Raw genomic sequence first — 22,405 nt, forward strand, 5'->3', positions numbered from 1 at the left:
GGCGGTGGCGGCAATGGTGGCGGTCATGGCGGCAGTGGCAACGGTGGCAACGGTGGCAGTGGACACGGTGATGGCGGCGGTGGTCGCAGCGGCAGCGGCCAAGGCTCCGGACACTCGGGCGACTCCGCGTCCTCGTCAGGACGCAGCGGCACTCACGCTGAGCCAGGCGATGATCACGGTGTCCATCGCGCCGGTGAAGTCGGCGACGACCACGGCGTCCATCGCGCCGGTGAAGTCGGCGACGACCACGGCGTCCACCGCGCCGGTGAAGTCGGCGACGACCACGGCGTCCACCGCGCCGGTGAAGTCGGCGATGATCGCGGCGTGCATGTCGGCGGCGAGCCCGGCGATGACAAGCGCGCCAACTGATTTTCAGAAACGCCACAAAACCTGTGGAAGCTGGCTTGCCAGCGATGAGGCCGGATCAGGCAACCTTGTATTGCCTGACACACCGCTATCGCTGGCAAGCCAGCTCCCACAGGGTTATGCAGTGTGCACAAATTCCGCAGACAACCATGAACCCAATGTGGGAGCGAGCCTGCTCGCGAATGCTGTGGGTCAGCCAATGATGTTTTGACTGACCGTCCGCTTTCGCGAGCAGGCTCGCTCCCACAGGGCTTTGCAGTGTTTGAAAGATCCACTCAGAGAGCGACGTTGCTCTGGTTCAGCCGTTCGCGCAGGAATTCGACCAACGCCTGCACGGGTCGGGAGGCCTGTCGATGCTGCGGATACACCGCCGATAACGTCAGCGGCTCCGGGCGCAAATCATCCAGCACCGGCACCAGCCGGCCATCCTTCAGCGCCGCACCGACAATGAACGTCGGCAAATAGGTAATCCCCATCCCCTGCACCGCCGCATCCCTGAGCAACTCGCCGTTGTTCACGCGCATGCGCCCGGTGACATTCACCAACTGCGGCTTGCCCTGTCCCGCATTGAACCGCCATTGCACCGAGCGCCCGTGGCCATAGGGCAAACAGTCATGGCTGAGCAGATCCTCAGGCTTGAGCGGTGTGCCGCGCTCGGCGAGATACGCCGGGCTGGCGCAGTACACCCGCTCAATCGACGCAATGCGCCGGGCGATCAGCGTCGAGTCTTCCAGCACGCCGATTCGCAGCGCCAGGTCGTAGCCTTCGCCAAGCAGGTCCACCGGCCGATCGCTCAAATCGACCTCAACGGTGACTTCGCGATAACGCTGCAAAAACATCGGCAACAGGCAACCGAGATGCGCCACGGCAAACGATAACGGCGCGCTCAGACGAATCGTCCCGCGCGGCTCGGCAGTTTGCCCGGCGATACCCTGCTCGACCTGTTCGACTTCACCGAGCAAGCGCAGTGCCGACTCGTAGTAGCTCTGGCCCAGTGGCGTGACGTCGAGGCGCCGGGTCGAGCGATTGAGCAAACGCACGCCGAGACGCTCTTCGAGCTGCATCAAGCGACGGCTGACGAATTGCTTGGACAGGCCCAACTGATCGGCGGCGTTGGTGAAGCTGCCGGAGTCCATGACCTGGCAAAAAATACGCATGTCTTCGAACGGGTTCATTGTCACTCTCTGGTGGACAGTTAAACGCTTTATAGCCGCTTTTTCACTTTCCGGCAGCTCATTAATCTGTGCTCACGGTGTTGCTGAGGCCTGAAGCCCAGCGCCACAGCAGCCCGCAACCCAGGCATAAAAAATCAAACGGATTAAAAGGAATTGCACATGAACATCGTCAAGAAAACCCTGACCGCTTCCCTCCTCGCCCTGTCCATCGGCAACGCTTTCGCAGCCGGCAGCCCGGGCGTCGAGCACAACACACAGGCCTTCCTCGAAGCCCTCGCAGCTGGCGGTGGCAAACCGCTTGAGCAACTGAGCCCGAAAGATGCCCGTGCAGTACTTACAGGTGCGCAGGCTTCGGTGAAGGTTGATCTGTCCGGTGTGGAAGTCAGCGACAAGGCGATCAAGGTCGATGGTCAGACGATCAACCTGAAAGTGGTGCGCCCGGCCAAGGTCAAAGGTGAGTTGCCGGTGTTCATGTTCTTCCACGGTGGCGGCTGGGTGCTGGGTGATTATCCGACTCACCAGCGCCTGATTCGTGACTTGGTGGTGGGCTCCGGCGCCGTCGCGGTGTACGTCGATTACACGCCGTCGCCGGAAGCGCAGTACCCGACCGCAATCAACCAGGCCTACGCCGCAACGAAATGGGTGGCCGAGCATGGCAAGGACATCGGCGTCGACGGCAAGCGTCTGGCGGTAGCCGGCAACAGCGTCGGCGGCAACATGGCGGCCGTCGTCGCGTTGATGGCCAAAGAACAGAAAACCCCTGCCCTGCGCTTCCAGCTGCTGATGTGGCCGGTGACCAACGCGCAGTTCGACGACGGCTCGTACCAGCAATTCGCCGAGGGCCACTTCCTCACCAAGGGCATGATGCAGTGGTTCTGGGACAGCTACACCACCAATTCCGCCGAGCGTGCGCAGATCCATGCCTCGCCGCTGAACGCCAGCACAGAGCAACTCAAGGGATTGCCCGCCGCCCTGGTGCAGACGGCCGAATTCGACGTGCTGCGCGATGAAGGCGAAGGCTATGCGCGGCACCTGGATGCGGCCGGCGTGGCGGTGACCTCGGTGCGTTACAACGGGATGATTCATGACTTTGGTTTGCTCAACCCGCTGAGTCAGATTCCGGAAGTGAAAGCGGCCGTGCGGCAGGCGGCGGCTGAGCTGAAGACGCATTTGCAGCCTTGACGTTAAAAGATCGCAGCCTGCAGCGGCTCCCACATCGGACACGTGCAGGCGGCGATCTTTTCCATTGATCTTGTGGCGAGGGGATTTATCCCCGATGGGCTGCGCAACTACCCCTTTTTTGGGGGCGCTGCGCAACCCGTCGGGGATAAATCCCCTCACCACAAAAAGTCCTTCATCACCAAGGCTCGTGCCAATCCGGAGCACATCATGTCCTTCCTCCTCACCCACCTGCTGTCCCTGAGCGCCGTTCTGCTGTTGGTTGATGCCGTGCTCTGGCACTTCTCGCCATTCGCCCATCGTGCACCGCGAATCGGCATTCGCCTGGTGCTGTTTCTGGCGTTCAGCGCGTTGGTGATCAACGCCGGCGTCAGCCCGTTGCAGGCGCCGCTGTTTGCCGATGATCGCGTGGCGCAGCTCGGCGCGACGGCGTTGGGCATTCTTTGGTGGTTGTACGCCGCGAGGGTCCTCACCGAAGTCATCGGCCTGATCCTGATGCGCCGCATTGGTCACAGCGGGCGCTTGCTGCAGGACGTGATTGGCGCGCTGGTGTTTTTGGCGGCCATCGTTGCGGCAGCCGGTTATGTGCTGGAGTTGCCGGTCAAAGGCCTGCTCGCTACGTCCGGTGTGGTCGCCATCGTCGTCGGTCTGGCGCTGCAAAGTACCCTGGCCGACGTGTTTTCCGGGATCGTCCTCAACACCACCAAGCCCTACCAAGTGGACGACTTCGTAGTGATCGACGGCGTCGAAGGTAAAGTGCTCGACATCGACTGGCGCGCCACGCATCTGTTGACCAGCGCCGGGACCATGGCTGTGGTGCCAAACTCGGTGGCGGCCAAGGCGAAAATCGTCAACCTCAGCCGCCCGAGCAACATGCATGGCGTGTCGATCAGCATTCAGGTGCCCAACCACATTCGCCCGCGCCGGGTACTCGACGCCCTCGACCGTACGTTGCAAGGCAGCAGCAGTCTGCTGCTGACCCCGGCACCCAAAGCCGTGTTGAAAGAGGCTGGTGAAACCACCTCGGAATATGTGGCCAGCGGTTTCATTGCCGAGTTGAGCAAGAAAGGCGAAGTGCGCAATCAACTGTTCGACCTCGCCCACCGTCATCTCGAAGCGGCCGGGATTTCGCGGCATCCGGATGGCGTGATCGAGCCTTCGACCCGCGCCCGCGCGTTGCTGGATGAGGTGAAAATTTTCCGCTCGCTGAGCCATGAGGAACGTGACCGTCTGGCTGAATCGATGGTCGCGCAGCAGTACGCGGCGGGCCAGGTAGTGCTGGATCTGGATGAAGTGCCCGACAGCCTGTTTGTGATCGCCACGGGCGTGGTCAGTGCGACTGTGCCGGACGGCGACGGGCAGACCGAAGCCGGGCGAATGGGGCCGAGTGAGGTCATGGGCGAACAGAGCATTCTCGCCGATACGCCGTCGCAGGCTACGTTTACGGCGCTGACATCGAGCATCATCTACCGTCTCGACAAGGGGCTGACCCGCCAGTGCATGGAGCAACGCACGGAGGTGGGGCGGGCGTTGAATAAATTGCAGGCGGTGCGGCAACAGAACAGTCACCTCGCGTTGATGGGCAAACCGGTGGCTGTGAGGAAAGGTGGGTTTCTCGGTTGGCTGCAAAAGCGTTGATGCGAAGAACTTAAGATCAAGAGCTTTACCCCCTCATCCCAGCCCTCTCCCCCAGGGGGGCGAGGGGGAAAGGGAGCAGACCGCATGCAATTCAGAACCTGAGTTCGGCTCGGTATCGCACGTCGGCGTACTTCTAAAGAGCCCCTCGGTCAGTTCCCTCTCCCTCTGGGAGAGGGCTAGGGTGAGGGGCTTTTCAAACTCACATCTAATTACTTGGCAGTGAACTTGGTGTAGCTGTTGATCAGGTTGCGGTAGTTCGGCAAGCGGTTCGACAGCAGATTCGCCAGGCCTTCCATATCGTTGCGCCAGTCGCCCTGCAGCTCGCACGCCACCGAGAACCAGTTCAACAGTTGCGCACCGGCCGCCGACATCCGCGCCCACGCCGCTTGTTGCACGGTGGTGTTGAAGGTGCCGGACGAGTCGGTCACCACAAATACTTCGAAGCCTTCAGCGATGGCCGACAGGGTCGGGAACGCCACGCACACGTCAGTCACCACACCGGCGATGATCAGTTGCTTGCGACCGGTGGCCTTGATGGCTTTGACGAAGTCTTCGTTGTCCCAGGCGTTGATCTGGCCTGGACGTTGAATAAACGGTGCATCCGGGAACTGCTCCAGCAGTTCAGGCACGATCGGGCCGTTCGGGCCTGCGTCGAAACTGGTGGTGAGGATGGTCGGCAGCTTGAAGAATTTGGCAATGTCGCCCAGTGCCAGCACGTTGTTCTTGAACTCGTTCGGGGTGAAATCCTGTACCAGCGAAATCAGACCGGTCTGGTGGTCGACCAGCAACACGACCGCATCATCTTTGTTCAGACGCTTGTAAGGAACGCTCATGGGGAAACTCCTGGTTGGATGGATGTGATGTCAAGCGCCGTGCCTCGTGGCCGGCGCTTTTGGGGAAATCAGAAAGCGAAGCAGGAACAACCGAACGCGCCCCAGAAACCGGCGAAATCGCTGACCGGTGCGTTCGATAATCGCGCTTTTTCATGACTGTGCGAGTGCACGGCGCAGGCGCCGACGCATTGGTGAACCTGCGCCTGCAACGGCGAGTTAGGCCGCCAGTGGCCGGGGACTTTCACCACCGGCGACCAGTCCGGCAGCACCGGAACGCTGGCCGGGCCGAGGTCTGCGAAGTCACCTGCGGCGTAGACAATCTTGCCGCCCACCACGGTCAGTACCGACTCGATCCACTTGATCGCTTCTTCTTCGACGTGGAAAAAGTCCGCGCTCAGTGCCGCCAGATCCGCCAGTTGCCCGACCTTGATCTGGCCTTTCTTGCCCTGCTCCGAGGAGAACCAAGCGCTGCCGTGAGTGAACAGTTCCAGCGCGGTGGTGCGCGGCAAACCTTCTTCGTACAACGCCAGGCCACCGACGGTGCGCCCGCTGACCATCCAGTACAGTGACGTCCACGGGTTGTAGCTGGAAACCCGCGTCGCATCGGTGCCCGCGCCAACCGGCACACCTTCGGCGAGCATGCGTTTGATCGGCGGCGTCGCTTCGGCAGCTTTCGAACCGTAACGATCGACGAAGTATTCGCCCTGGAACGCCATACGATCCTGAATCGCGATGCCGCCGCCCAAGGCTTTCACCCGTTCGATGTTCTGCGGGGTGATGGTTTCGGCGTGGTCGAAGAACCACGGCAGACCGTTGAACGGAATGTCGCGATTGACCTTCTCGAACACGTCGAGCATGCGGCTGATCGATTCGTTGTAGGTGGCGTGCAGACGGAACGGCCAGCGCTGCTCGACGAGGTGGCGCACCACCGGTTCCAGCTCAGCCTCCATGGTTTGCGGCAGGTCCGGACGCGGTTCGAGGAAGTCTTCGAAATCCGCCGCCGAGAACACCAGCATCTCGCCGGCACCGTTGTGCCGCAGGAAGTCGTCGCCCTGATGCAACTTGACGCTGCCGGTCCAGTTCTGGAAATCGGTCAGTTCTTCTTTGGGTTTCTGGGTGAACAGGTTGTAGGCGATGCGCACGGTCAACTGGTCGTCCTTGGCCAGTTGCTCGATCACCTGATAATCGTCCGGATAGTTCTGGAAACCACCGCCGGCATCGATCGCGCTGGTCAGGCCGAGGCGGTTGAGTTCACGCATGAACTGGCGGGTCGAGTTGACCTGATACTCCAGCGGCAGCTTCGGCCCCTTGGCCAGCGTCGAATAGAGAATCATCGCGTTGGGTTTGGCCACCAGCATGCCGGTCGGGTTGCCATTGGCGTCACGCACAATCTCGCCGCCCGGCGGGTTCGGCGTGTCGCGGGTGTAGCCGGCCACGCGCAGCGCCGCGCGGTTGAGCAGTGCACGGTCGTAGAGGTGCAGGACGAACACCGGGGTGTCCGGCGCCGCCTGATTGAGTTCTTCGAGGGTCGGCATGCGTTTTTCGGCGAACTGGAATTCGTTCCAGCCACCGACCACGCGCACCCATTGCGGGGTCGGTGTACGGTCGGCCTGGTCCTTGAGCATGCGCAGTGCATCGGCCAGCGACGGCACGCCTTCCCAGCGCAGTTCGAGGTTGTAGTTCAAACCGCCACGGATCAAGTGCAAGTGCGAGTCGTTGAGGCCGGGAATCACGCAGCGACCGTGCATATCGATCACTTGCGTGGCCGGGCCGCGCAAGGACATGGCTTGGGTGTCATTGCCAACGACCACGAAGCGGCCGTCCTTGATCGCCACGGCGCTGGCCAGTGGCTTGGTGCGATCGACGGTATGAAATTGACCATTGAAGAGAATCAGATCGGCGCTCATCGCAGTTCCTTCGAGAAAAAATGAATGGGATTCAGCGTGACGGGTGTTCGGTGGGTTCGACGTGGGTATGCGCCTGGCTGGCTTCCAGCCACGGCGCGAACAGACGGGTCACGCGGGGCATGAACACGTACACCACCGACAGCACGATGGTCAGGGTGATCAGGAACGTCGCAACCACGTAGTTGGAAAGCAGCGGGTGCAGCTTGAGCAGCGGCCCCCAGATCAGCGGCACCAGCAAGGTGTGCGGCAGAATCACCAGCAAGGTGATCACCGCTTGCTTCCAGCGCGGTGGCGGCGAAGCGGCATCGGCCAGCGGAGCGAACCAGAATTCATTGACGGGGGCGACCTCGGTCTGGTCGCCGTCGGCGAGCATCGGCGCGGCTTCATCGACCAGCGCCTGACGCTGCGGCGATTCCAGCCACTGCTGCATCGCCTCGGTCGAGCAAAAGCGCAGCACGCAGGTGTAAGTGTCGAGCCCGGCGAGCTTGCCGCGCACCACGTCCACCCCCAAGTGCCCTTCGCGCTGCCCCGCGACCCGGACGATATTGCGTAGCCACGCTTCATACGCCGACTCAAAGCCGGCCTTGACCCGGTGCTTGACGATCAGCGTGACAGTCTCATCGGACCCCGGTGCTTTTGGACTCAGGACTTCAGGCATAACGCAACACTCCGGGCAAACGAACAGAAATCGCCAGCCGTCCCGGCCCGGCGATAAACACAGTGGTAAACAGGATCAACAGCAACCAGCCGAACTGCCCCTCAGCCACACTCCATTGCGGATGCACAACCAACAGCGCCACCAGCAGCACAAACAGAATAGGCAAGCACGCCAATCTCACCAGTAACCCGGCGACGATCAGTAATGGACAGAGGACTTCGGCGAAGATCGCCAGACACAAGGTCAGGTGGGCGCCGAGGTGGAAAGGATCTTCGATCAGCGCCAATTGCGCGGTGAAGTCGAGCAACTTGGGCAAACCGTGCACCCACAGCAGAAACAACCCGCCGCTGACCCGCAGAAACAGCAAACCGACGTCGCGCGCCCGTTCATCATTGTGTATCGCGCTCATGCCCCGACCCTTGAAATGTCATTGGCCTGAATAATGCCGATGCCGGGCGCGGGGAAATTGGATGGATGTGCTCTCTTTCTTTCTTTCACCTAAAACCCCTGTGGGAGCGAGCCTGCTCGCGATAGCGGTGTGTCATTCAACAGGGATGTCGACTGACCGTGCGCCATCGCGAGCAGGCTCGCTCCCACATGGGGGGGGGGAACTGTGTTGTTTCGTCAGACCGAGGGGATATCCAGCGACACCGACATGAACTGACTGATCCGCGACCGCAACCACTTCTCCGCCGGGTCGTTGTCATGCACCCCGCTCCAGGCCATCGACAGCTGCGCCGCTTCGATCGGGAACGGTGGATCTTCTGCGCGCAAGGCACAGCCCTCGACCAGAGCGCACGCGGCATAGTCCGGGACGGTGGCGATCATTTCGGTGCCGGCGAGCAAGGCGCGCAAGCCGCTGAACTGCGGCACGCCGAGGACTACACGGCGAGTGCGGCCCAGCTTGGCCAGGTCCAGATCGATGTTGCCGCTCAAATCACCGGAAAATGACACCATCGCGTGCGGGCGTTCGCAGTATTCATCCAGTGTCAGCGGCCCCGGACGATCGTCACCGCGCAGGACTTTGCAGGGAATGTCGCGCAGTTTCTTGCGCTTGGCGTTGGCGGGCAGATCGGTGGTGTAGCTGACACCCACCGAGATTTCCCCGGACGCCAGCAGCGCCGGCATCAGCAGGTAATTGGCGCGGCGCACCACCACGACAATCCCCGGTGCTTCTTGCTGAAGCTTGCGCAACAACGGCGGAAACAGGCCGAACTCGGCATCGTCCGACAGGCCGATGCGGAACACGTCGCAACTGCTCGCCGGTTCAAATTCCTTGGCGCGGCTGACGGCCCCGGAAATGACGTCCATCGCCGGTTGCAGCTCCTTGAGAATCGCCAGGGCGCGGGCTGTCGGTTCCATGCTGCGACCGTTGCGCAGCAGCAACGGGTCATCGAACAGATCGCGCAGACGGCCGAGCGCCGCACTCACGGCGGGTTGGCCCATGAACAGTTTCTCGGCGACGCGGGTCAGGTTCTTTTCGAACATCAGCGCTTCGAAAATCACCAACAGGTTCATGTCGACGCGACGCAGATCGTTACGGTTCATCGGCTCGTGTTCCTTGCTTGGAAGTCTTGTTCAGTCAGGTGCGAGAGCGCCGTACTTTACTCGATCAACGGTACTTTGGCCGCGCGTTTGTAAGGGCCGTATTCCACCGGCGCCCATTGGAAGTGCTTATCGATGGCGGTGATGTGACCGATCCCCGGAAACGGCAGGTGTGCGGCGCTCACCCAGGTTTTGCTGGCGGCCGCAGCGCTGAACACAGCATTACGGCTTTTGATCGCCTGCTGACCGTTGACGTCAAAACTGATCGACACTTCAGGGTGGTCGAACTGCACGGCGAGGTTGTGCACCAGGTCACCCATGAACACGATGCTCTGGTTCTGAGAAGTGAAACGGTAGGTGGTGCTGCCTGGGGTGTGCCCGCTTTCAAGTGCAGCCTCGACCACACCTGGCAGCGGCGACTGCCCCGGCGTGAAGGTCTTGAAGCGGCCCGCGGCCACGTAGGGTGCGGTGGAATCCTGAGCGATCCTGAAGAATTCTTTCGCCCCGGCCGGGGCTTTGGCCAACGCCTGCGGATCGAGCCAATAGTCGGCCTCAGCCTTGGCTGCATAGACTGTTGCATTGGCGAAAACCGGTTTTTGCTCAGCGTCGACCAGTCCGCAAACGTGGTCCAGATGCAGGTGCGTCAGCAGAATGGTATCGACCTGTTCTGGTTGGTAGCCCGCAGCCTGCATGTTCGCAGAAAGTTGGCCGGCGGTAGCGCCAATGCACTGCCCGGCACCGGTGTCGACCAGGATCAACTGCTTGCCGGTGTTGACCAGAAAAGCGTTAAACGCCGTTTGCACGCCCGGGGTTTCAATCGAACGGCGAGCGAGCAATGCACGGATCTGCCCCTGACTCATGCCCTGAAGCAATTTGGGTGACAGATCGTTATAACCGTCGAACAGTGCCGTCACTTCATAGTCGCCCAGCGCCAAACGAAAGTAGCCGGGGGCCTGCGTACCGACCTGCGGCGCCTGTGCCAGAGCACTTGTGGCCGCCAGCGCGAGCGCCAATCCGAGTGTGCCCCACGTAGCGTGTAACGAACCTGTCATGCCAATCCCCTTGCTTGATCGATCTTCGACGGCACTGAACGTGCGCCTCTAATAGTAGCCATCCTCGCCGATCCGCCGCGTCGCCGACTTGCAGCGATGTGCTGAGTTCAACGTTTTGCGGTGCAATTAACAACGTTTAACTCGTCAGTCTTCCGGCCCCGTCCAACAATGAAACCCTCTGCGCAACATTGTTTTTTTGACCTGAGGGGAAAGCACCGAGCGTGCCTTCCCCCCCGACACGGACATTGGCCATGGCTCACTTACAACAAACAGTCGCCCTCGCCCCCGCCAGCGAATCTCGCACACCGCGCATCGGCGGCCTCAGTCCGCAGCGCGAACGGCGGGTCAAACAGATGATCCTCGATCGCCTCGGTGAAAGCCTGGAAGTCACCGAACTGGCAGAGGCATGTTCGTTGTCACGCAGTCATTTTTCCCGGGCATTCAAGTGCAGCACCGGACTCTCGCCACAAGACTGGATCCGCACCCAGCGCATCGCCCGCGCCAAGCAGTTGATCCAGCTCACGCACTTGAGCCTGACGCAGATCAGCCTGGAATGCGGCTTCTGTGATCAGGCGCACTTCTGCCACATCTTCACCCGCAGCGAAGGGATCAGCCCGTTCGCCTGGCGCTGCCGTGAGGTGCCGGAGATGAAACTCAAGAGGTCGCAAGCTTCGGCATTGCCGCTCGGCATGCGTCTGGCGGTGTAACCACTGTTGCCCACGACGCTCTATTGATCCGCCTTCACTTGTGTCGCAAACGCTGCGCCACTTGCGCCACTCGCTCGCCCAGATGTGCCGCCGTACGCCGGTCTTCGAGCGGCGGAGCCTGCTCGGGTGTCTGTTCGACATTGGATTGGGACATGGCACCGAGCGAGCTGCCCAGACGATTCAATTGCCCATCAAAGAACCCGGCCGCCGAACGCGCCGGGAGCAAGTCGAGACCGACCCAGATCATTGAATGTTGCGCGGCAAACACCGCAAGTTGCAGCAGCGTATTGAGCTTGTCGCCGCACAGGCTGCCGGAATTGGTGAACCCGGCGGCCACCTTGTCGCGCCACGGCTTGGCCAGATAGAACGCCGCGCTGGCCTCCATGAACTGCTTGAACCCCGCCGACGCGCTGCCCATGTAGGTCGGCGCGCCGAAGATGATCGCATCGGCGCGGTGCAACTCATCCCAATAGAGTTCGACTTCCTCTACCGTCACCAACCGACAGGTACTGCCCAGGTGTCGCTCGACGCCCTGCGCCACTGCTTCAGCCATGACGCGTGTATGGCCGTAGCCGCTGTGATAGACCACCACCACGTTGCTCATTGCGCCGTCCTCCGGACGTGTGCATTCCATTGCAGCCGTCAGGTCTGTGCCTGAGGTTGAACTTGTTCAAGGGATTTTTGGGGCTGGCGCAGATGCAGACGAGTTAATCGTTGTTAATTGTCTGTGGAACAGCGCGCTGATTCGAGCAGCGCAGCGGGTAAAAACAGCGGTTATGCGCAGCGTTGTGCATGGTTTCCGGCAATCTGCACGTTGCACTGACGCCAGAACCTGAGGAATATGTCTGAAAACTGCGGATTAGAAGGTTTGCGTGCCGCTGACGCCGTCATCCGCCCTGCCCTCACGAAGACTTCACAAACCCTGGGCAGGATTATAAAAACATCGCAGGAGTGAGCTGTTGAGTCTTTCCCCGAATCAGGCCCTCGGTTTCGGCCCCTATCGGATTCAGCCTGGAAAACGGCTGCTGCTTGAGGGCGAGCAGCCGTTGCGTCTGGGTCGACGTGCCATGGACATTCTGCTGATCCTGCTGGCGCATGCCGGCGAAGTTGTGAGCAAGCAGCAATTGCTTGCCGGGGTCTGGCCGGACAGTGTGGTCGAAGACATCAACCTGCGGGTGCACATGGCGGCGTTGCGCAAAGCGCTGGGCGATGGTCAGGCCGGGCAGAGGTTCATCGTCACCGTTGCGCAGCGCGGCTACAGTTTTGTCGCACCGATCGCGGTGCAATCGATCGAACAACCCACCTGCGCCGAAACCGGCACCCGGCATAACCTGCCGCTGCGCCGCACGCGAATGATCGGCCGGCAGCCGCTGGTCGACAACCTGATCAGGCAGTTGCCGCGCAAGCGTTGCATCACGCTGGTCGGTCCTGGCGGCATCGGCAAAACCACCGTAGCCCTGCGCGTTGCCGAGCAGATGATCGGCCACTATCAGGACGGCATCAGGCTGCTGGACCTGACGCCCATCAACGACGCCCGGATGATCTGCTCGCATTTGGCGGCCCTGTTGGACGTGGTGTTGCATGACAATGAGCCGCTGACCAGTCTGGTCAACGTCCTGCGCAAGCGACAGATGCTGCTGGTGATCGACAATTGCGAACACCTGATCGACGCCGTGGCCCTGCTCAGCGAGCGCATTTTGCGCGGTGCACCGCATGTGCACATTCTGGCCACCAGTCGCGAGAGCCTGCGGGCCGAAGGCGAATATGTGCAGCGCCTTGAGTCCCTTGATTACCCACCGCCGATTGCTGCGCTCGATCGCACGCAGGCGCTGAGTTTTTCTGCACTGCAACTGTTTGCCGAACGCGCTTTGGCCGCTCACGAGGGCTTTGAACTCAGCGACGCCGAGTTGCCCGATGCCATTGAAATCTGCCGACGTCTGGACGGCATTCCGCTGGCCCTGGAGCTGGCGGCGGCGCAGGTTGGCGGGCTCGGCCTGCACGGCCTGCTCAGCCAGCTCCAGGGCCGTTTACCGGCACTGGCCACCGGCACTCAGAGCAGCGTGGAGCGCCACCTCACCCTGCGCGCCACGCTGGACTGGAGCTTCAACCTGCTCACCGACTGTGAACAGACCTGCCTGCGTCGGCTCGGCGTTTTTCGCGGTGGTTTTACGCTGGAGTCTGCCGCCGCCGTGATCGTTGGTCAGCACATCAAGCCCGCAGAGGTGTTCGGCTCAATCACGCAACTGGTCGCCAAGTCGTTACTCAACGTCGAAGTCGGTGATGAAGAGGTGTTCTATCGGTTGCTCGACACCACCCGCCGCTACGCGCTGGAAAAACTCGACCAGTGCGGCGAACTCGCCGAAACCCGTGAACGCCACGCTGAACGCTGTCTGGCGCTGATGTATCAGGGGCAGACTGACTGGGAGAACACCTCAACCGCCCTATGGATCGAACGCTATGCGCGCGGTCTGGAAGACTTGCGTGCGGCGCTCGACTGGAGCCTGAACGGTGCCGGCCCCAACGATGTGGGCATTTATCTGGCCGCGACCTCGGCCCCGCTGTGGCAAGAGTTGTCGCTGCTCAAGGAGTACGGCGGTTACGTGCGTCGGGCACTGGCCGTGCTCGATAACGCTGCCGAACCCTGCCCGCGAGTGAAAATCGCTCTGAAGCTGGCGCTCGGCAGCGCCTGCTACCACACCTGGGGCGGTACCCCGGAAACCATCGCGGCGTTCGTCGACGCCCACACGCTGGCGCTAGAGCACGACGATGTGGCCGGGCAACTGCGTGCGGTGTCCGGGCATATGGCAGTCAACCTTAGCTGTGGCCACTATCGATTGGCGCTGGAACAGAGCGAGCAATTCGATCGACTCGGCCTGCACGGCGACCCGCAGTTGTCGCTGAGTACCCATCGCCTGCGCGTGTTGGCACTGCATTATGCCGGCGACCAGCAGCAGGCGCGGCTGCATGCCGAACAGGTGATTCAGCGCATGGCGCAAAGCGGCAATCCCAACCGCTTCACCCATGGCTTCGGCGTGCAGTACGACCAGAGCGTCGCCTCACTGACGGTGCTTGCCCGGGTGTTGTGGCTGCAAGGTTTTCCGGAACAAGCATGGCGCACGGCCCGGCAGGCGTTGGACATCGCCGTGCAAATCAACCATGGCACCTCGATCTGCTACACCCTGGCATTGGCCAGTTGCCTGATCGCTCATTACAACGGTGACCAACCGAACGCCCGTGCTTTGTTGCATCTGTTGCTGGAGCAGGCACAGAAGCATTCCGTATTGCTGTTCTATCAATGGGCACGGCACTACGCGCAGGTCATTGACGCCGATACCGCCGTGCCGATGCCGGCTGATGACAGCGGCCTGATCCGGGAAATCATGGTGACGCTGGACAGCGGTTTTGTTGATGACGCGTTGCTTGAACGCGCACATAGCGGTGCAGCAGGTTGGAGCACGGCAGAGATTCTGCGAGCTCGGGCTGAACGGTTGTTGATTGAAGCATCGGGTTGCCCAAGCCGACGCCATCGCGAGCAAATTCGCTCCCACAGTTTCGGCGTGCTGGACAAACATCCGCAATGCACCGCCGAACCCTGTGGGAGCGGGCCGGCCAGCGAAGGCGTCAGCGCAGACACGTGCAATACCTGTCGGGCAGAGGAGGTGTTGCACCAGGCACTCGCAATCGCCCAAGCCCAAGGCGCCCTGGCCTGGGAACTGCGCAGCGCCACTTCACTGGCCCGGCTGTGGCAACGGCAAAATCGCCACCGCGAAGCGCTGGATCTGCTGAAACCGATCTATCAACGCTTCACCGAAGGCTACGCCACCCCGGACTTGCGCAAGGTGCGCGAGTTACTCGATGAGTTGGGCAGTCAATTGCGGACCTGAAACCCAACGAGTACGACTGACGTAGCGCGCATGCCGGCGCTCGTAATCGTTCGAGTCACCACTGCGCTCCAGTTGTTCGCGGGCATACCCACGGGTGGTGTTGAGCATGCGATAGCGCAACCCTGCGCTACCCCGCTCCACCGCCAGCAAGGACTTCTGCGCCAATCGCTCGATGATCAGGGCCAGCGTCGAGGGAGGCAATTGCGCGCAACTGATCACGCCCATTGCGGCGTCCATGGCAAACGCCATTTTGAACACTGACAGCCGTTGCAGTACCTGCTGTTCCTGTTCACTCAAGTGCTGATAGCTCCAGTCCAGCGCGGCTTTCAAGGTCTGATGGCGGGGCACGGCCGTACGCCGGCCATGACTGAGCAACTGCAAACAGTTGTCGAGTTGGGACTGCAACCCGACCATCGCCAAAGCGTCGATTTGCGCCACCGCCAGTTCAATCGCCAGCGGCAATCCATCGAGCCGTCGACAGATGTCCCGCACCGCGTTGAGGTCTTGTTTGCGCAGGGTAAAACCTTGCTGGCGGGCGCGGGCGCGACTCACAAACAACTGCACTGCCGAATAGCCCATGGTTTCTTCGACACTGCTCAACGCTGAGGACTTGGGAATGGCCAGTGGCGGCAGTTGCTGTACGGTCTCCAGACTGGCTTGCAACGCTTCGCGACTGGTGGCCAGAATCGACAGCCTTGGCGCGCTCGCCAATAAACGCTCAGCCAAAGCCTTGCTGGCCTCACGCAGATGCTCGCAGTTATCCAGCACCAACAAAGTGTGGCGGGCAGACAGCGTGGCGAGATTGGTATCGAGGGTATGCAAGAGGTGATCGAGTAACGACGTGGAGTCGCTGACTATCGACAGATCCACTAACCACACGCCGTCACGAAAATGCTGTAACAGCAATTCTGCAACGCGCAACGCCACCGTGGTTTTGCCAACACCCGCAGGCCCCGTCACCGTCATCAATCGGCACAGCGGCAATTGCCGCACCATTGCGCCGACCACTGAATCGCGACCGGTGACCGGCGTCAGCCGCACCGGCAAGTTGTGTTGCGGCGCCTGCAGGTTTTCCAGGACTTCCTGCGCGGTGCTGTCGCCCTGCACGGGAGCAACGAAGCAGTAGCCGCATTGCGGCACATTGACGATGTAGCGCTGGCCGTTTTCACCATCGCCGAGTGCCCGTCGCAGAGCGGCGATGTGCACGCGCAGATTGATCTCCTCAACCACCGACGTCGGCCAGACCCGTGCAATCAAGTCCTCCTTTCTGACCACTCTGCCTGCGCGCTCGACCAGCACTTGCAGAATGTCCAGCGCACGCCCGCCCATGCGCAATGGTCGATCCCCTTCCAGGATCAACCGTTGGCGCAAATGAAAGGCATAGGGGCCGAAATACAGCACCGACGCCGCGTTCAAATCGTTGAGGCTGTTCATGCCAACTATCTTGGCAGCCTGCGATGACGGCACAACCTCCGTGCAGGGCGCAGCACGGACATCCGGGTGCGCCAGACGGACAGAACCGCTCTAGCTGAACTGTTCGCGGTACTGCGCAGGGGTAAGACAGAGCTTTTCAGCGAACAACGAGCGCATGTGCCGCACGCTGCCGAAGCCGCTTTTATAAGCCACGGTTTTCATCGGCAGATCGCTGGTTTCGAGCAAGTTGCGCGCGCAATCGATACGCGCACTTTGCAGAAACTCCATAGGCGTCATGTTGACGTCACGGCTGAACAAGCGCGCGAAGTGCCGCGCACTCATGTTCGCGAGCCCCGCCATGCGCTCCACGGTGAACGCTTCGTCGAGGTGTTCCAGCACGTAATTCTGCACCCGGGTGATCGGAGTCTCCTGCGGCGCGACGGCGGCCATCAATGGGCTGAACTGGGCCTGCCCGCCCTGGCGCTTCATTACCACCAGCAACACTTTGGCCACATCCTGCGCGAGTTTTTTGCCATGGTCCCGTGCGACTACGGCCAGCGCCAGATCGATGCCCGCGGTAACCCCCCCGGAAGTGATCAAATTGCGATCTTCAACGTAGATCTGGTCGGTCGTGACCGTGGCTCTCGGGAAGCCCTTGATCAGGCGTTCGGTGTAATTCCAGTGGGTGGTCACGCGAAAGCCGTCGAGTAATCCGGCATGGCCCAGCACGAAGGCGCCGGTACAGATCGAGCCATAGCGTTCGGCGCGCTGCACGGCGTCCGGCAACCAGTCGAACAGCGCCGGAAATTTCTCGTTGTAAGCACCAGGGCCGCCGGGTACCAACAGCAAGTCATAGTGTTCACGGTCGTCTTCGACAGGCCGATCGGCGTGCACCCATAAACCATTGGAGGCGCGCAACTTGCCGCGCTCAGTGCCGAGGGTGACCAATTGATAATGTGATTCTGCTTTCAGGAAACGATTGGCCACCGAAAACACTTCCATCGGCCCGGCCATGTCGAGCAGGAGAAAATCGGGGAACAACACCATTGCCACGGTTTTCATGGGGAGACATCACTGAGATCAAAGAAAGTAAACGCATGAGACAGGTTGGACATTATGGCCAAGCGTGCGATGAGTGTCGGAAAAAGTTGCGTGAACTGCCGCGCAAAACTGTCAACCTGATTGCGACAGTCTTTCAATTTCCACCTACTTATTGCATCGAAAGGTAACCAGTAAGCTTCTCCTCACTCGGACGAATCAACGTCCCCCAAGGAGATTTCATCATGCTGACTCTTCGCAAAGCCTCCGATCGTGGCCTCGCCAATCATGGCTGGTTGAAGTCGTTCCACACCTTTTCTTTCGCCAGCTATCGCGATCCGCGGGAGCAGGGGTTTTCCGACCTGCTGGTGATCAACGATGACCGCGTTGCCGCCGGCAAAGGTTTCGGCCAGCACCCGCATCGCGACATGGAGATCTTTTCCTACGTGCTGGAAGGTGCGCTGGAGCATAAGGACACCCTGGGCACCGGTTCGGTGATCCGCCCCGGCGATGTGCAACTGATGAGTGCCGGCAGCGGCGTGGCGCACAGCGAGTTCAACCATTCGGCGACCAAGCCTGTGCACTTTCTGCAAATCTGGATCGTGCCGGACGTTGGCGGCGCCAAACCACGCTATCAACAGGAGCATTTCAGCCCGCAGAAAAAACGCGGCCGGCTGCAATTGATCATCTCGCCGGACGGCAGCGACGGCTCGCTGACCGTGCGCCAGGATGCGCGGGTCTATGCCGGGCTGTTCGATGGCAAGGAAAGCGCCACGCTGAAACTGCCGGCCAATCGCTACGCTTATGTCCACGTGGCTCGCGGCAGTGTTGAACTGAACGGTCAGCGGTTGCAGGAAGGTGACGGCGTGCGGGTTCGCGAAGAACAGGCGCTGACCTTGAACAATGGCGTGGATGCCGAGGTACTGGTGTTTGACTTGCGGCCGCAGGAGTTGCCGCAGATGCCATGAGGCAGTGCTCCAACGCGCGTAAAACGGCCTTCTTTTGAAGGCCGTTTTTTATTGTGGCGACTCGGACGATGGCAGCTCGGCAGGCTTTGGTACGCCGACATCCTTGCCCGCCTGAACCGCCGTCAGGGTTGTTTGTATCGCAACATACAGATTGGCCTGACTGGCGAAGTAGCCACCAATGACAATGCTGACCACGCCAAATAAATGCACAGCCGTTGCCATCCAGACATTCGCCTTCACGGTACTTGCTTGTCTGAGCGCCTCTTTCGACTCTACGGCAATTGAGTCGAGGCGTTTATCGCGCTCGATCCGAATGCGTTCATTCGCTTTGTCCCTGGCTGCCTGAGCTAAAAGAAACGCGTCGATCCTCCCTGATACAGCCTCCATCCGAGCATCCATCCTTGTCTCAATGGCCTCAATTCTGGCGTTGAATTCTTCACGGCTGATAGTGTTCATGGCGGGAGTGCTCTGACCTTTACTCGAAGCGTTCATGTTTTGGTATTGCTCAATTTCCCTGGCGTTCAATCCGATCCCCTTCCTTGGGTTACCGATACCTTCCCTGGTCGATCACCTGGGTGTAAGCGCTACGTCTCTCACCCAGCTGTAGAAACAATAGAGCCCTCCCCCAAAGCCCACAAGCCAGCGGATTCTGCTCGGGGTGTAGGCCTTTTCGTCAGGCAGCGTAGTTTTGCCAAAGCAGTCGTCGCACTCACTCATTCTCTGTCGCAAACACCTCGACAATTTGTTCGATTACCGCCCTCACGCGCGCGGTATGGCGCAAATCCGCATGAGTCACCAGCCACACCTCATAGGGTTGCGGGCAACTGCGCTCCGGCCAGAGCCTGACCAAGCCATCGCGTTCGGCCATGTAAGCGGTCATTTCTCCTACACCGATTCCGGCCGCAATCGAGCGGCGCACCAAGAGGCTGGAACTGAGACTGGCGACGATTCGCCCACGATAGATGGGCTCGCTGACCAGTGTCAGGTCCTTGCGACTCTGCAAATAAGGTTGATAGACCACCAGGTCATGGCCTTCGAACGCCGTGCCCTGCTGCGGAATCCCCTTGGCGTCGATGTAGGCCTGTGAGGCGAACAACCCTACCGGCCAGCGGGCAATCCGCCGGGCGATCAGGTCGGGGTTGTCCGGTCGGGTGTTGCGCACGGCGATGTCCGCTTCGCGTTTGGCCAGACTGAGAATTTGCGTGGACGCATCCAGTTCCACCCGCACGTCCGGGTGCTGCCGGTGCAGGCGCGCGATGGCCGGGATCAGGAAGTCGATGGCCAGCGAATCAGTGGTGCTGACCCGCACGGTGCCTGTCAGGCGATCATCCAGACCTTGGATCTGCCGCTCCAGCTCCAGCGCCGAATGCTCCATTTTTTCTACGTTTTTCAGCGCCGCTTCGCCAACCGCCGTCAGCGCGTAGCCATCGGACGTACGCAAGAACAATGTGGCGCTCAGGGACTTTTCCAACGCGGTTATACGCCGCCCGACGGTGGCCTGATCCACGCCTAGAACCCGCGCTGCACCCCGTAGCGAAGACTCGCGGCAAACAGCGAGAAACACCCGTGCATCATCCCAATTCATACCGCCCCCTACCGATGCAAATATGCATCACTGCGTCGCCTAATCGCTGCGTTAAAGCATCAACGATAGCCGATATGCTCAGCGCCATATACCTTCCCAAGGAACGCTCCCATGCGTACGTCATCTTCAGCACTAGCCATCTTCGCCGGACTTTGCGCCAGCCTGGTCAGTATTGGTCTGGCACGCTTTGCCTACACACCGCTGATTCCCGAACTGATTCAGGCGCAGTGGTTCTCCGCCAACGACGTGGTCTACCTCGGCGCGGCCAATCTGGTTGGCTATCTGATCGGCGCCCTGCTCGGTCGGCCGCTCGCACGCCAACTCGGCAACAAAAACGCCCTGCGCTTGATGATGTTGCTCGTCACCGCCGCTTTTTTTGCCTGTGCGTTTCCGTTGTCGGTGAGCTGGTTCTTCGGCTGGCGCTTGCTGTCGGGGATCACCGGTGGCGCGATCATGGTGCTGGTGGCCGCGACGGTGTTGCCCCACGTGCCAGCGTCCCGCAAAGGTTTGGCCAGCGGCGCGATCTTCCTGGGCATCGGGCTGGGCATCGCCGGCTCGGGGACCATCGTGCCACCGCTGTTGAGTCTGGGCCTGCAAGCCACCTGGTTGGGACTGGGCGCATTGTCCTTGCTGCTGACCGCGTTGAGCTGGTTTGGCTGGCCTTCTGACTTGCCGCACACGGTGGCCGCTCAATCGAACGCGGCGGTCCAGCCGACACCGCCCGGCGTGTATTTACTGTTCGCTCAATACGCTTTTATGGCCGCCGGACTGGTGCCAGCCATGGTGTTTCTGGTGGATTACGTGGCACGCGGGATCGGTGCCGGGGCACATATCGGCGCGCTGGTGTGGGTGATGTATGGCTTGGGGGCAATTGTCGGGCCGGTGAGTTATGGCTTTCTGGCGGACAAATTCGGCGCCCGGACGAGCATTCGTCTGGTCCTGGTGGTGCAGGCGATTGCGCTTGGACTGCTGGCGACGTCTCACTCATTCATTTCGCTGGCGGTGCTCGCAGTGGTGCTGGGCTCATTTCCGCCCGGCATCGTGCCATTGGCCTTGGCCCGTGTGCATGAGCTGGTGCCGGAGCATCATCGCCAGCAGATCGCCTGGAGCCGGGCCACCGTGTCGTTCGCTACGTTTCAGGCGCTGGCCGGGTTTGCCTATTCAGCCGTGTTCAATGCCACGGGCGGCCATCACGCGTTGCTGTTCGTGATCGCCGCTGGCGCGATCGTGGTGGCGTTGTTGCTGGAGCAGGCGATGAACCTCTGGTACCGCACAAATCAGGGTGGGCGTGGGCCTGCTCACGCAAGTGCCCTGCCTGACAACGCTGCGTTGGCTGTGCAGGCGCCTTCGCGGGCAAGCCCACTCCCACAGGGTTGCGCCGATTGACTGGAATTTTTGCACTGCACAGACCTCCCATCTACGGAACCTTCATCAGCAGGAATTGAAATGACCTTGCCCAACGAAATGACCCGCATCGAAATCACTGAACCCGGTGGCCCCGAAGTCCTGCAACCCAAACGCGTACCGCTGCCGGTGGCCGCTGAAGGTGAAGTGCTGATTCGCGTACACGCAGCCGGCATCAACCGGCCGGACGCCTTGCAGCGCGCCGGAAAGTATCCGATGAAGCCCGGCATGAACCCGATTCCCGGTCTCGAAGTGGCCGGCGAAGTGGTGGCCCTCGGCGCCGGGGTCAGCCAGTTTGCTGTGGGTGATCGAGTCTGCGCGCTGACCAATGGCGGCGGCTACGCTGAATACTGCACCGTTCCGGCGGGCCAGACGCTACCGATTCCCGACGGACTCGACTGGGTGCACGCCGCCGCGATCCCGGAAACCTTCTTTACCGTGTGGGCCAACCTGTTTGGCCTCGGCGGTGCCAGCCGTGGGCAACGTGTACTCATTCATGGCGGCACCAGCGGCATCGGCACTACGGCGCTGATGCTCTGCCGCGAATTTGGCATCGAAGCCTTCGCCACCGCCGGCAGCCCTGAAAAGTGCGCGGCGATCAGTCAACTGGGCGGCCAGGCGATCAACTATCGCGAGCAGAATTTTGCTGAAGTGATCGCCGAGAAAACCGCTGGCCAAGGTGTCAATGTGGTTCTCGACATCATGGGTGGCTCGTACCTCAACGGCAATGTCAGCGCTTTGGCGATGGACGGACGCGTGGTCATGCTCGGTTTCCTCGGCGGCGCCCGGGCCAACGATGTCGATCTACTGGCGATCCTCGGCAAACGCGCGGTGGTGACCGGATCGCTATTGCGTGCACGCACCACGGCGGAGAAATCCGCCATCGCCGATCAACTGCGTGAACACGTCTGGCCGGCGCTGAGCGCTGGGCGCTGCCTGCCGATGATCGACAAAGTCTACGCACTCACCGACGCAGCTCAGGGGCATGCGCACATGGAAGCCGGTGACCATATCGGCAAGATTGTCCTGCAGGTGAACTGAACCGTCGCAGCA

General features: G+C 61.0%; 19 protein-coding genes and 1 pseudogene. 8 read left to right on the forward strand and 12 right to left on the reverse strand.

The window, feature by feature from the left end; genetic code table 11:
* Positions 1-369, forward strand: a pseudogene (locus AC3WMT_RS20905) (hypothetical protein); the annotation flags it as partial.
* A 272-nt stretch (positions 370-641) separates the two neighbouring features.
* Here AC3WMT_RS20905 and AC3WMT_RS20910 read toward each other — a convergent pair.
* Positions 642-1,541 carry a LysR family transcriptional regulator gene (locus AC3WMT_RS20910; RefSeq protein WP_103304934.1) on the reverse strand — a complete coding sequence of 300 codons (900 nt, stop codon included), beginning with the start codon at positions 1,539-1,541 and terminating at the stop codon, positions 642-644.
* Between the two features lie 159 nt (positions 1,542-1,700).
* Here AC3WMT_RS20910 and AC3WMT_RS20915 point away from each other — a divergent pair, with 159 nt between their 5' ends.
* Entirely contained in the window at positions 1,701-2,723 is a 1,023-nt protein-coding gene (locus AC3WMT_RS20915) for an alpha/beta hydrolase (RefSeq protein ID WP_103304933.1), read from the forward strand.
* A gap of 207 nt (positions 2,724-2,930) precedes the next feature.
* Positions 2,931-4,358, forward strand: a complete 1,428-nt coding sequence (locus tag AC3WMT_RS20920) for a mechanosensitive ion channel family protein (RefSeq protein ID WP_103304932.1) — start codon at positions 2,931-2,933, stop codon at positions 4,356-4,358.
* A gap of 209 nt (positions 4,359-4,567) precedes the next feature.
* Here the strand turns inward: AC3WMT_RS20920 and ycaC are convergent, their stop codons facing one another.
* The 6 genes from ycaC to AC3WMT_RS20950 all read right to left on the reverse strand — a co-directional run bounded on the left by ycaC (position 4,568) and on the right by AC3WMT_RS20950 (position 10,353).
* Positions 4,568-5,191: an isochorismate family cysteine hydrolase YcaC gene (ycaC, locus tag AC3WMT_RS20925; RefSeq protein WP_103304931.1), complete on the reverse strand. Its 624-nt coding sequence runs from the start codon at positions 5,189-5,191 to the stop codon at positions 4,568-4,570.
* Between the two features lie 68 nt (positions 5,192-5,259).
* Complete coding sequence (locus AC3WMT_RS20930; RefSeq protein ID WP_103304930.1) at positions 5,260-7,098, reverse strand: amidohydrolase; 1,839 nt, start codon at positions 7,096-7,098, stop codon at positions 5,260-5,262.
* A gap of 31 nt (positions 7,099-7,129) precedes the next feature.
* Entirely contained in the window at positions 7,130-7,756 is a 627-nt protein-coding gene (locus AC3WMT_RS20935; RefSeq protein ID WP_103304929.1) for an antibiotic biosynthesis monooxygenase, read from the reverse strand.
* Entirely contained in the window at positions 7,749-8,165 is a 417-nt protein-coding gene (locus AC3WMT_RS20940; protein WP_103304928.1) for a DoxX family protein, read from the reverse strand. The genes AC3WMT_RS20935 and AC3WMT_RS20940 overlap by 8 nt, the downstream gene beginning before the upstream one ends.
* A gap of 215 nt (positions 8,166-8,380) precedes the next feature.
* Positions 8,381-9,304: a LysR family transcriptional regulator gene (locus AC3WMT_RS20945; protein WP_103304927.1), complete on the reverse strand. Its 924-nt coding sequence runs from the start codon at positions 9,302-9,304 to the stop codon at positions 8,381-8,383.
* A 56-nt stretch (positions 9,305-9,360) separates the two neighbouring features.
* A complete protein-coding gene (locus tag AC3WMT_RS20950) occupies positions 9,361-10,353 on the reverse strand; it encodes an MBL fold metallo-hydrolase (protein WP_103304926.1) in 993 nt (330 codons plus the stop codon).
* A 251-nt stretch (positions 10,354-10,604) separates the two neighbouring features.
* On the opposite strand from AC3WMT_RS20950, the gene AC3WMT_RS20955 reads away from it, so the two are divergent.
* Positions 10,605-11,060: a helix-turn-helix domain-containing protein gene (locus AC3WMT_RS20955; RefSeq protein WP_103304925.1), complete on the forward strand. Its 456-nt coding sequence runs from the start codon at positions 10,605-10,607 to the stop codon at positions 11,058-11,060.
* Between the two features lie 34 nt (positions 11,061-11,094).
* On the opposite strand, the gene AC3WMT_RS20960 is transcribed toward AC3WMT_RS20955, so the two are convergent.
* Positions 11,095-11,664 carry a flavodoxin family protein gene (locus AC3WMT_RS20960; protein WP_103304924.1) on the reverse strand — a complete coding sequence of 190 codons (570 nt, stop codon included), beginning with the start codon at positions 11,662-11,664 and terminating at the stop codon, positions 11,095-11,097.
* A 355-nt stretch (positions 11,665-12,019) separates the two neighbouring features.
* Between AC3WMT_RS20960 and AC3WMT_RS20965 the strand changes: the two genes are divergently transcribed.
* The gene (locus AC3WMT_RS20965) at positions 12,020-14,944 is read left to right on the forward strand and encodes an ATP-binding protein (protein ID WP_103304923.1); all 2,925 of its coding nucleotides are present in this window, start codon (positions 12,020-12,022) and stop codon (positions 14,942-14,944) included.
* Here AC3WMT_RS20965 and AC3WMT_RS20970 read toward each other — a convergent pair.
* Both AC3WMT_RS20970 and AC3WMT_RS20975 read right to left on the reverse strand, forming a co-directional pair.
* On the reverse strand, positions 14,909-16,378 hold the full coding sequence (locus tag AC3WMT_RS20970; RefSeq protein WP_103304922.1) for an ATP-binding protein: 1,470 nt from the start codon (positions 16,376-16,378) through the stop codon (positions 14,909-14,911). The genes AC3WMT_RS20965 and AC3WMT_RS20970 overlap by 36 nt on opposite strands.
* 90 nt (positions 16,379-16,468) lie before the next feature.
* Positions 16,469-17,419, reverse strand: a complete 951-nt coding sequence (locus AC3WMT_RS20975) for a GlxA family transcriptional regulator (RefSeq protein WP_103304921.1) — start codon at positions 17,417-17,419, stop codon at positions 16,469-16,471.
* Positions 17,420-17,640: 221 nt separating this feature from the next.
* Here AC3WMT_RS20975 and AC3WMT_RS20980 point away from each other — a divergent pair, with 221 nt between their 5' ends.
* Positions 17,641-18,363, forward strand: coding sequence for a pirin family protein (locus AC3WMT_RS20980; RefSeq protein ID WP_213028176.1), 723 nt, complete (start codon positions 17,641-17,643; stop codon positions 18,361-18,363).
* Positions 18,364-18,411: 48 nt separating this feature from the next.
* Here AC3WMT_RS20980 and AC3WMT_RS20985 read toward each other — a convergent pair whose 3' ends face one another.
* Positions 18,412-18,888, reverse strand: a complete 477-nt coding sequence (locus tag AC3WMT_RS20985; RefSeq protein WP_249412115.1) for a hypothetical protein — start codon at positions 18,886-18,888, stop codon at positions 18,412-18,414.
* Positions 18,889-19,072: 184 nt separating this feature from the next.
* Positions 19,073-19,948: a LysR family transcriptional regulator gene (locus tag AC3WMT_RS20990; RefSeq protein WP_103304919.1), complete on the reverse strand. Its 876-nt coding sequence runs from the start codon at positions 19,946-19,948 to the stop codon at positions 19,073-19,075.
* A 111-nt stretch (positions 19,949-20,059) separates the two neighbouring features.
* Between AC3WMT_RS20990 and AC3WMT_RS20995 the strand changes: the two genes are divergently transcribed.
* The gene (locus tag AC3WMT_RS20995; RefSeq protein WP_103304918.1) at positions 20,060-21,334 is read left to right on the forward strand and encodes a YbfB/YjiJ family MFS transporter; all 1,275 of its coding nucleotides are present in this window, start codon (positions 20,060-20,062) and stop codon (positions 21,332-21,334) included.
* Positions 21,335-21,394: 60 nt separating this feature from the next.
* Complete coding sequence (locus AC3WMT_RS21000) at positions 21,395-22,393, forward strand: NAD(P)H-quinone oxidoreductase (RefSeq protein WP_103304917.1); 999 nt, start codon at positions 21,395-21,397, stop codon at positions 22,391-22,393.
* The last annotated feature ends 12 nt before the right edge of the window (positions 22,394-22,405 follow it).

It is taken from the genome of Pseudomonas sp. FW305-7 (assembly GCF_058786735.1).

Excerpts from the sequence above, each read along its gene's own strand:
- AC3WMT_RS20940 (WP_103304928.1), bottom strand. The coding sequence starts at position 8,165 with ATGAGCGCGATACACAATGATGAACGGGCGCGCGACGTCGGTTTGCTG.
- AC3WMT_RS20970 (WP_103304922.1), bottom strand. The coding sequence starts at position 16,378 with ATGAACAGCCTCAACGATTTGAACGCGGCGTCGGTGCTGTATTTCGGC.
- AC3WMT_RS20910 (WP_103304934.1), bottom strand. The coding sequence starts at position 1,541 with ATGAACCCGTTCGAAGACATGCGTATTTTTTGCCAGGTCATGGACTCC.
- AC3WMT_RS20995 (WP_103304918.1), top strand. The coding sequence starts at position 20,060 with ATGCGTACGTCATCTTCAGCACTAGCCATCTTCGCCGGACTTTGCGCC.
- AC3WMT_RS20990 (WP_103304919.1), bottom strand. The coding sequence starts at position 19,948 with ATGAATTGGGATGATGCACGGGTGTTTCTCGCTGTTTGCCGCGAGTCT.
- AC3WMT_RS20930 (WP_103304930.1), bottom strand. The coding sequence starts at position 7,098 with ATGAGCGCCGATCTGATTCTCTTCAATGGTCAATTTCATACCGTCGAT.
- ycaC (WP_103304931.1), bottom strand. The coding sequence starts at position 5,191 with ATGAGCGTTCCTTACAAGCGTCTGAACAAAGATGATGCGGTCGTGTTG.
- AC3WMT_RS20945 (WP_103304927.1), bottom strand. The coding sequence starts at position 9,304 with ATGAACCGTAACGATCTGCGTCGCGTCGACATGAACCTGTTGGTGATT.
- AC3WMT_RS20935 (WP_103304929.1), bottom strand. The coding sequence starts at position 7,756 with ATGCCTGAAGTCCTGAGTCCAAAAGCACCGGGGTCCGATGAGACTGTC.
- AC3WMT_RS20950 (WP_103304926.1), bottom strand. The coding sequence starts at position 10,353 with ATGACAGGTTCGTTACACGCTACGTGGGGCACACTCGGATTGGCGCTC.
- AC3WMT_RS21000 (WP_103304917.1), top strand. The coding sequence starts at position 21,395 with ATGACCTTGCCCAACGAAATGACCCGCATCGAAATCACTGAACCCGGT.
- AC3WMT_RS20975 (WP_103304921.1), bottom strand. The coding sequence starts at position 17,419 with ATGAAAACCGTGGCAATGGTGTTGTTCCCCGATTTTCTCCTGCTCGAC.
- AC3WMT_RS20915 (WP_103304933.1), top strand. The coding sequence starts at position 1,701 with ATGAACATCGTCAAGAAAACCCTGACCGCTTCCCTCCTCGCCCTGTCC.
- AC3WMT_RS20980 (WP_213028176.1), top strand. The coding sequence starts at position 17,641 with ATGCTGACTCTTCGCAAAGCCTCCGATCGTGGCCTCGCCAATCATGGC.
- AC3WMT_RS20960 (WP_103304924.1), bottom strand. The coding sequence starts at position 11,664 with ATGAGCAACGTGGTGGTGGTCTATCACAGCGGCTACGGCCATACACGC.
- AC3WMT_RS20920 (WP_103304932.1), top strand. The coding sequence starts at position 2,931 with ATGTCCTTCCTCCTCACCCACCTGCTGTCCCTGAGCGCCGTTCTGCTG.
- AC3WMT_RS20955 (WP_103304925.1), top strand. The coding sequence starts at position 10,605 with ATGGCTCACTTACAACAAACAGTCGCCCTCGCCCCCGCCAGCGAATCT.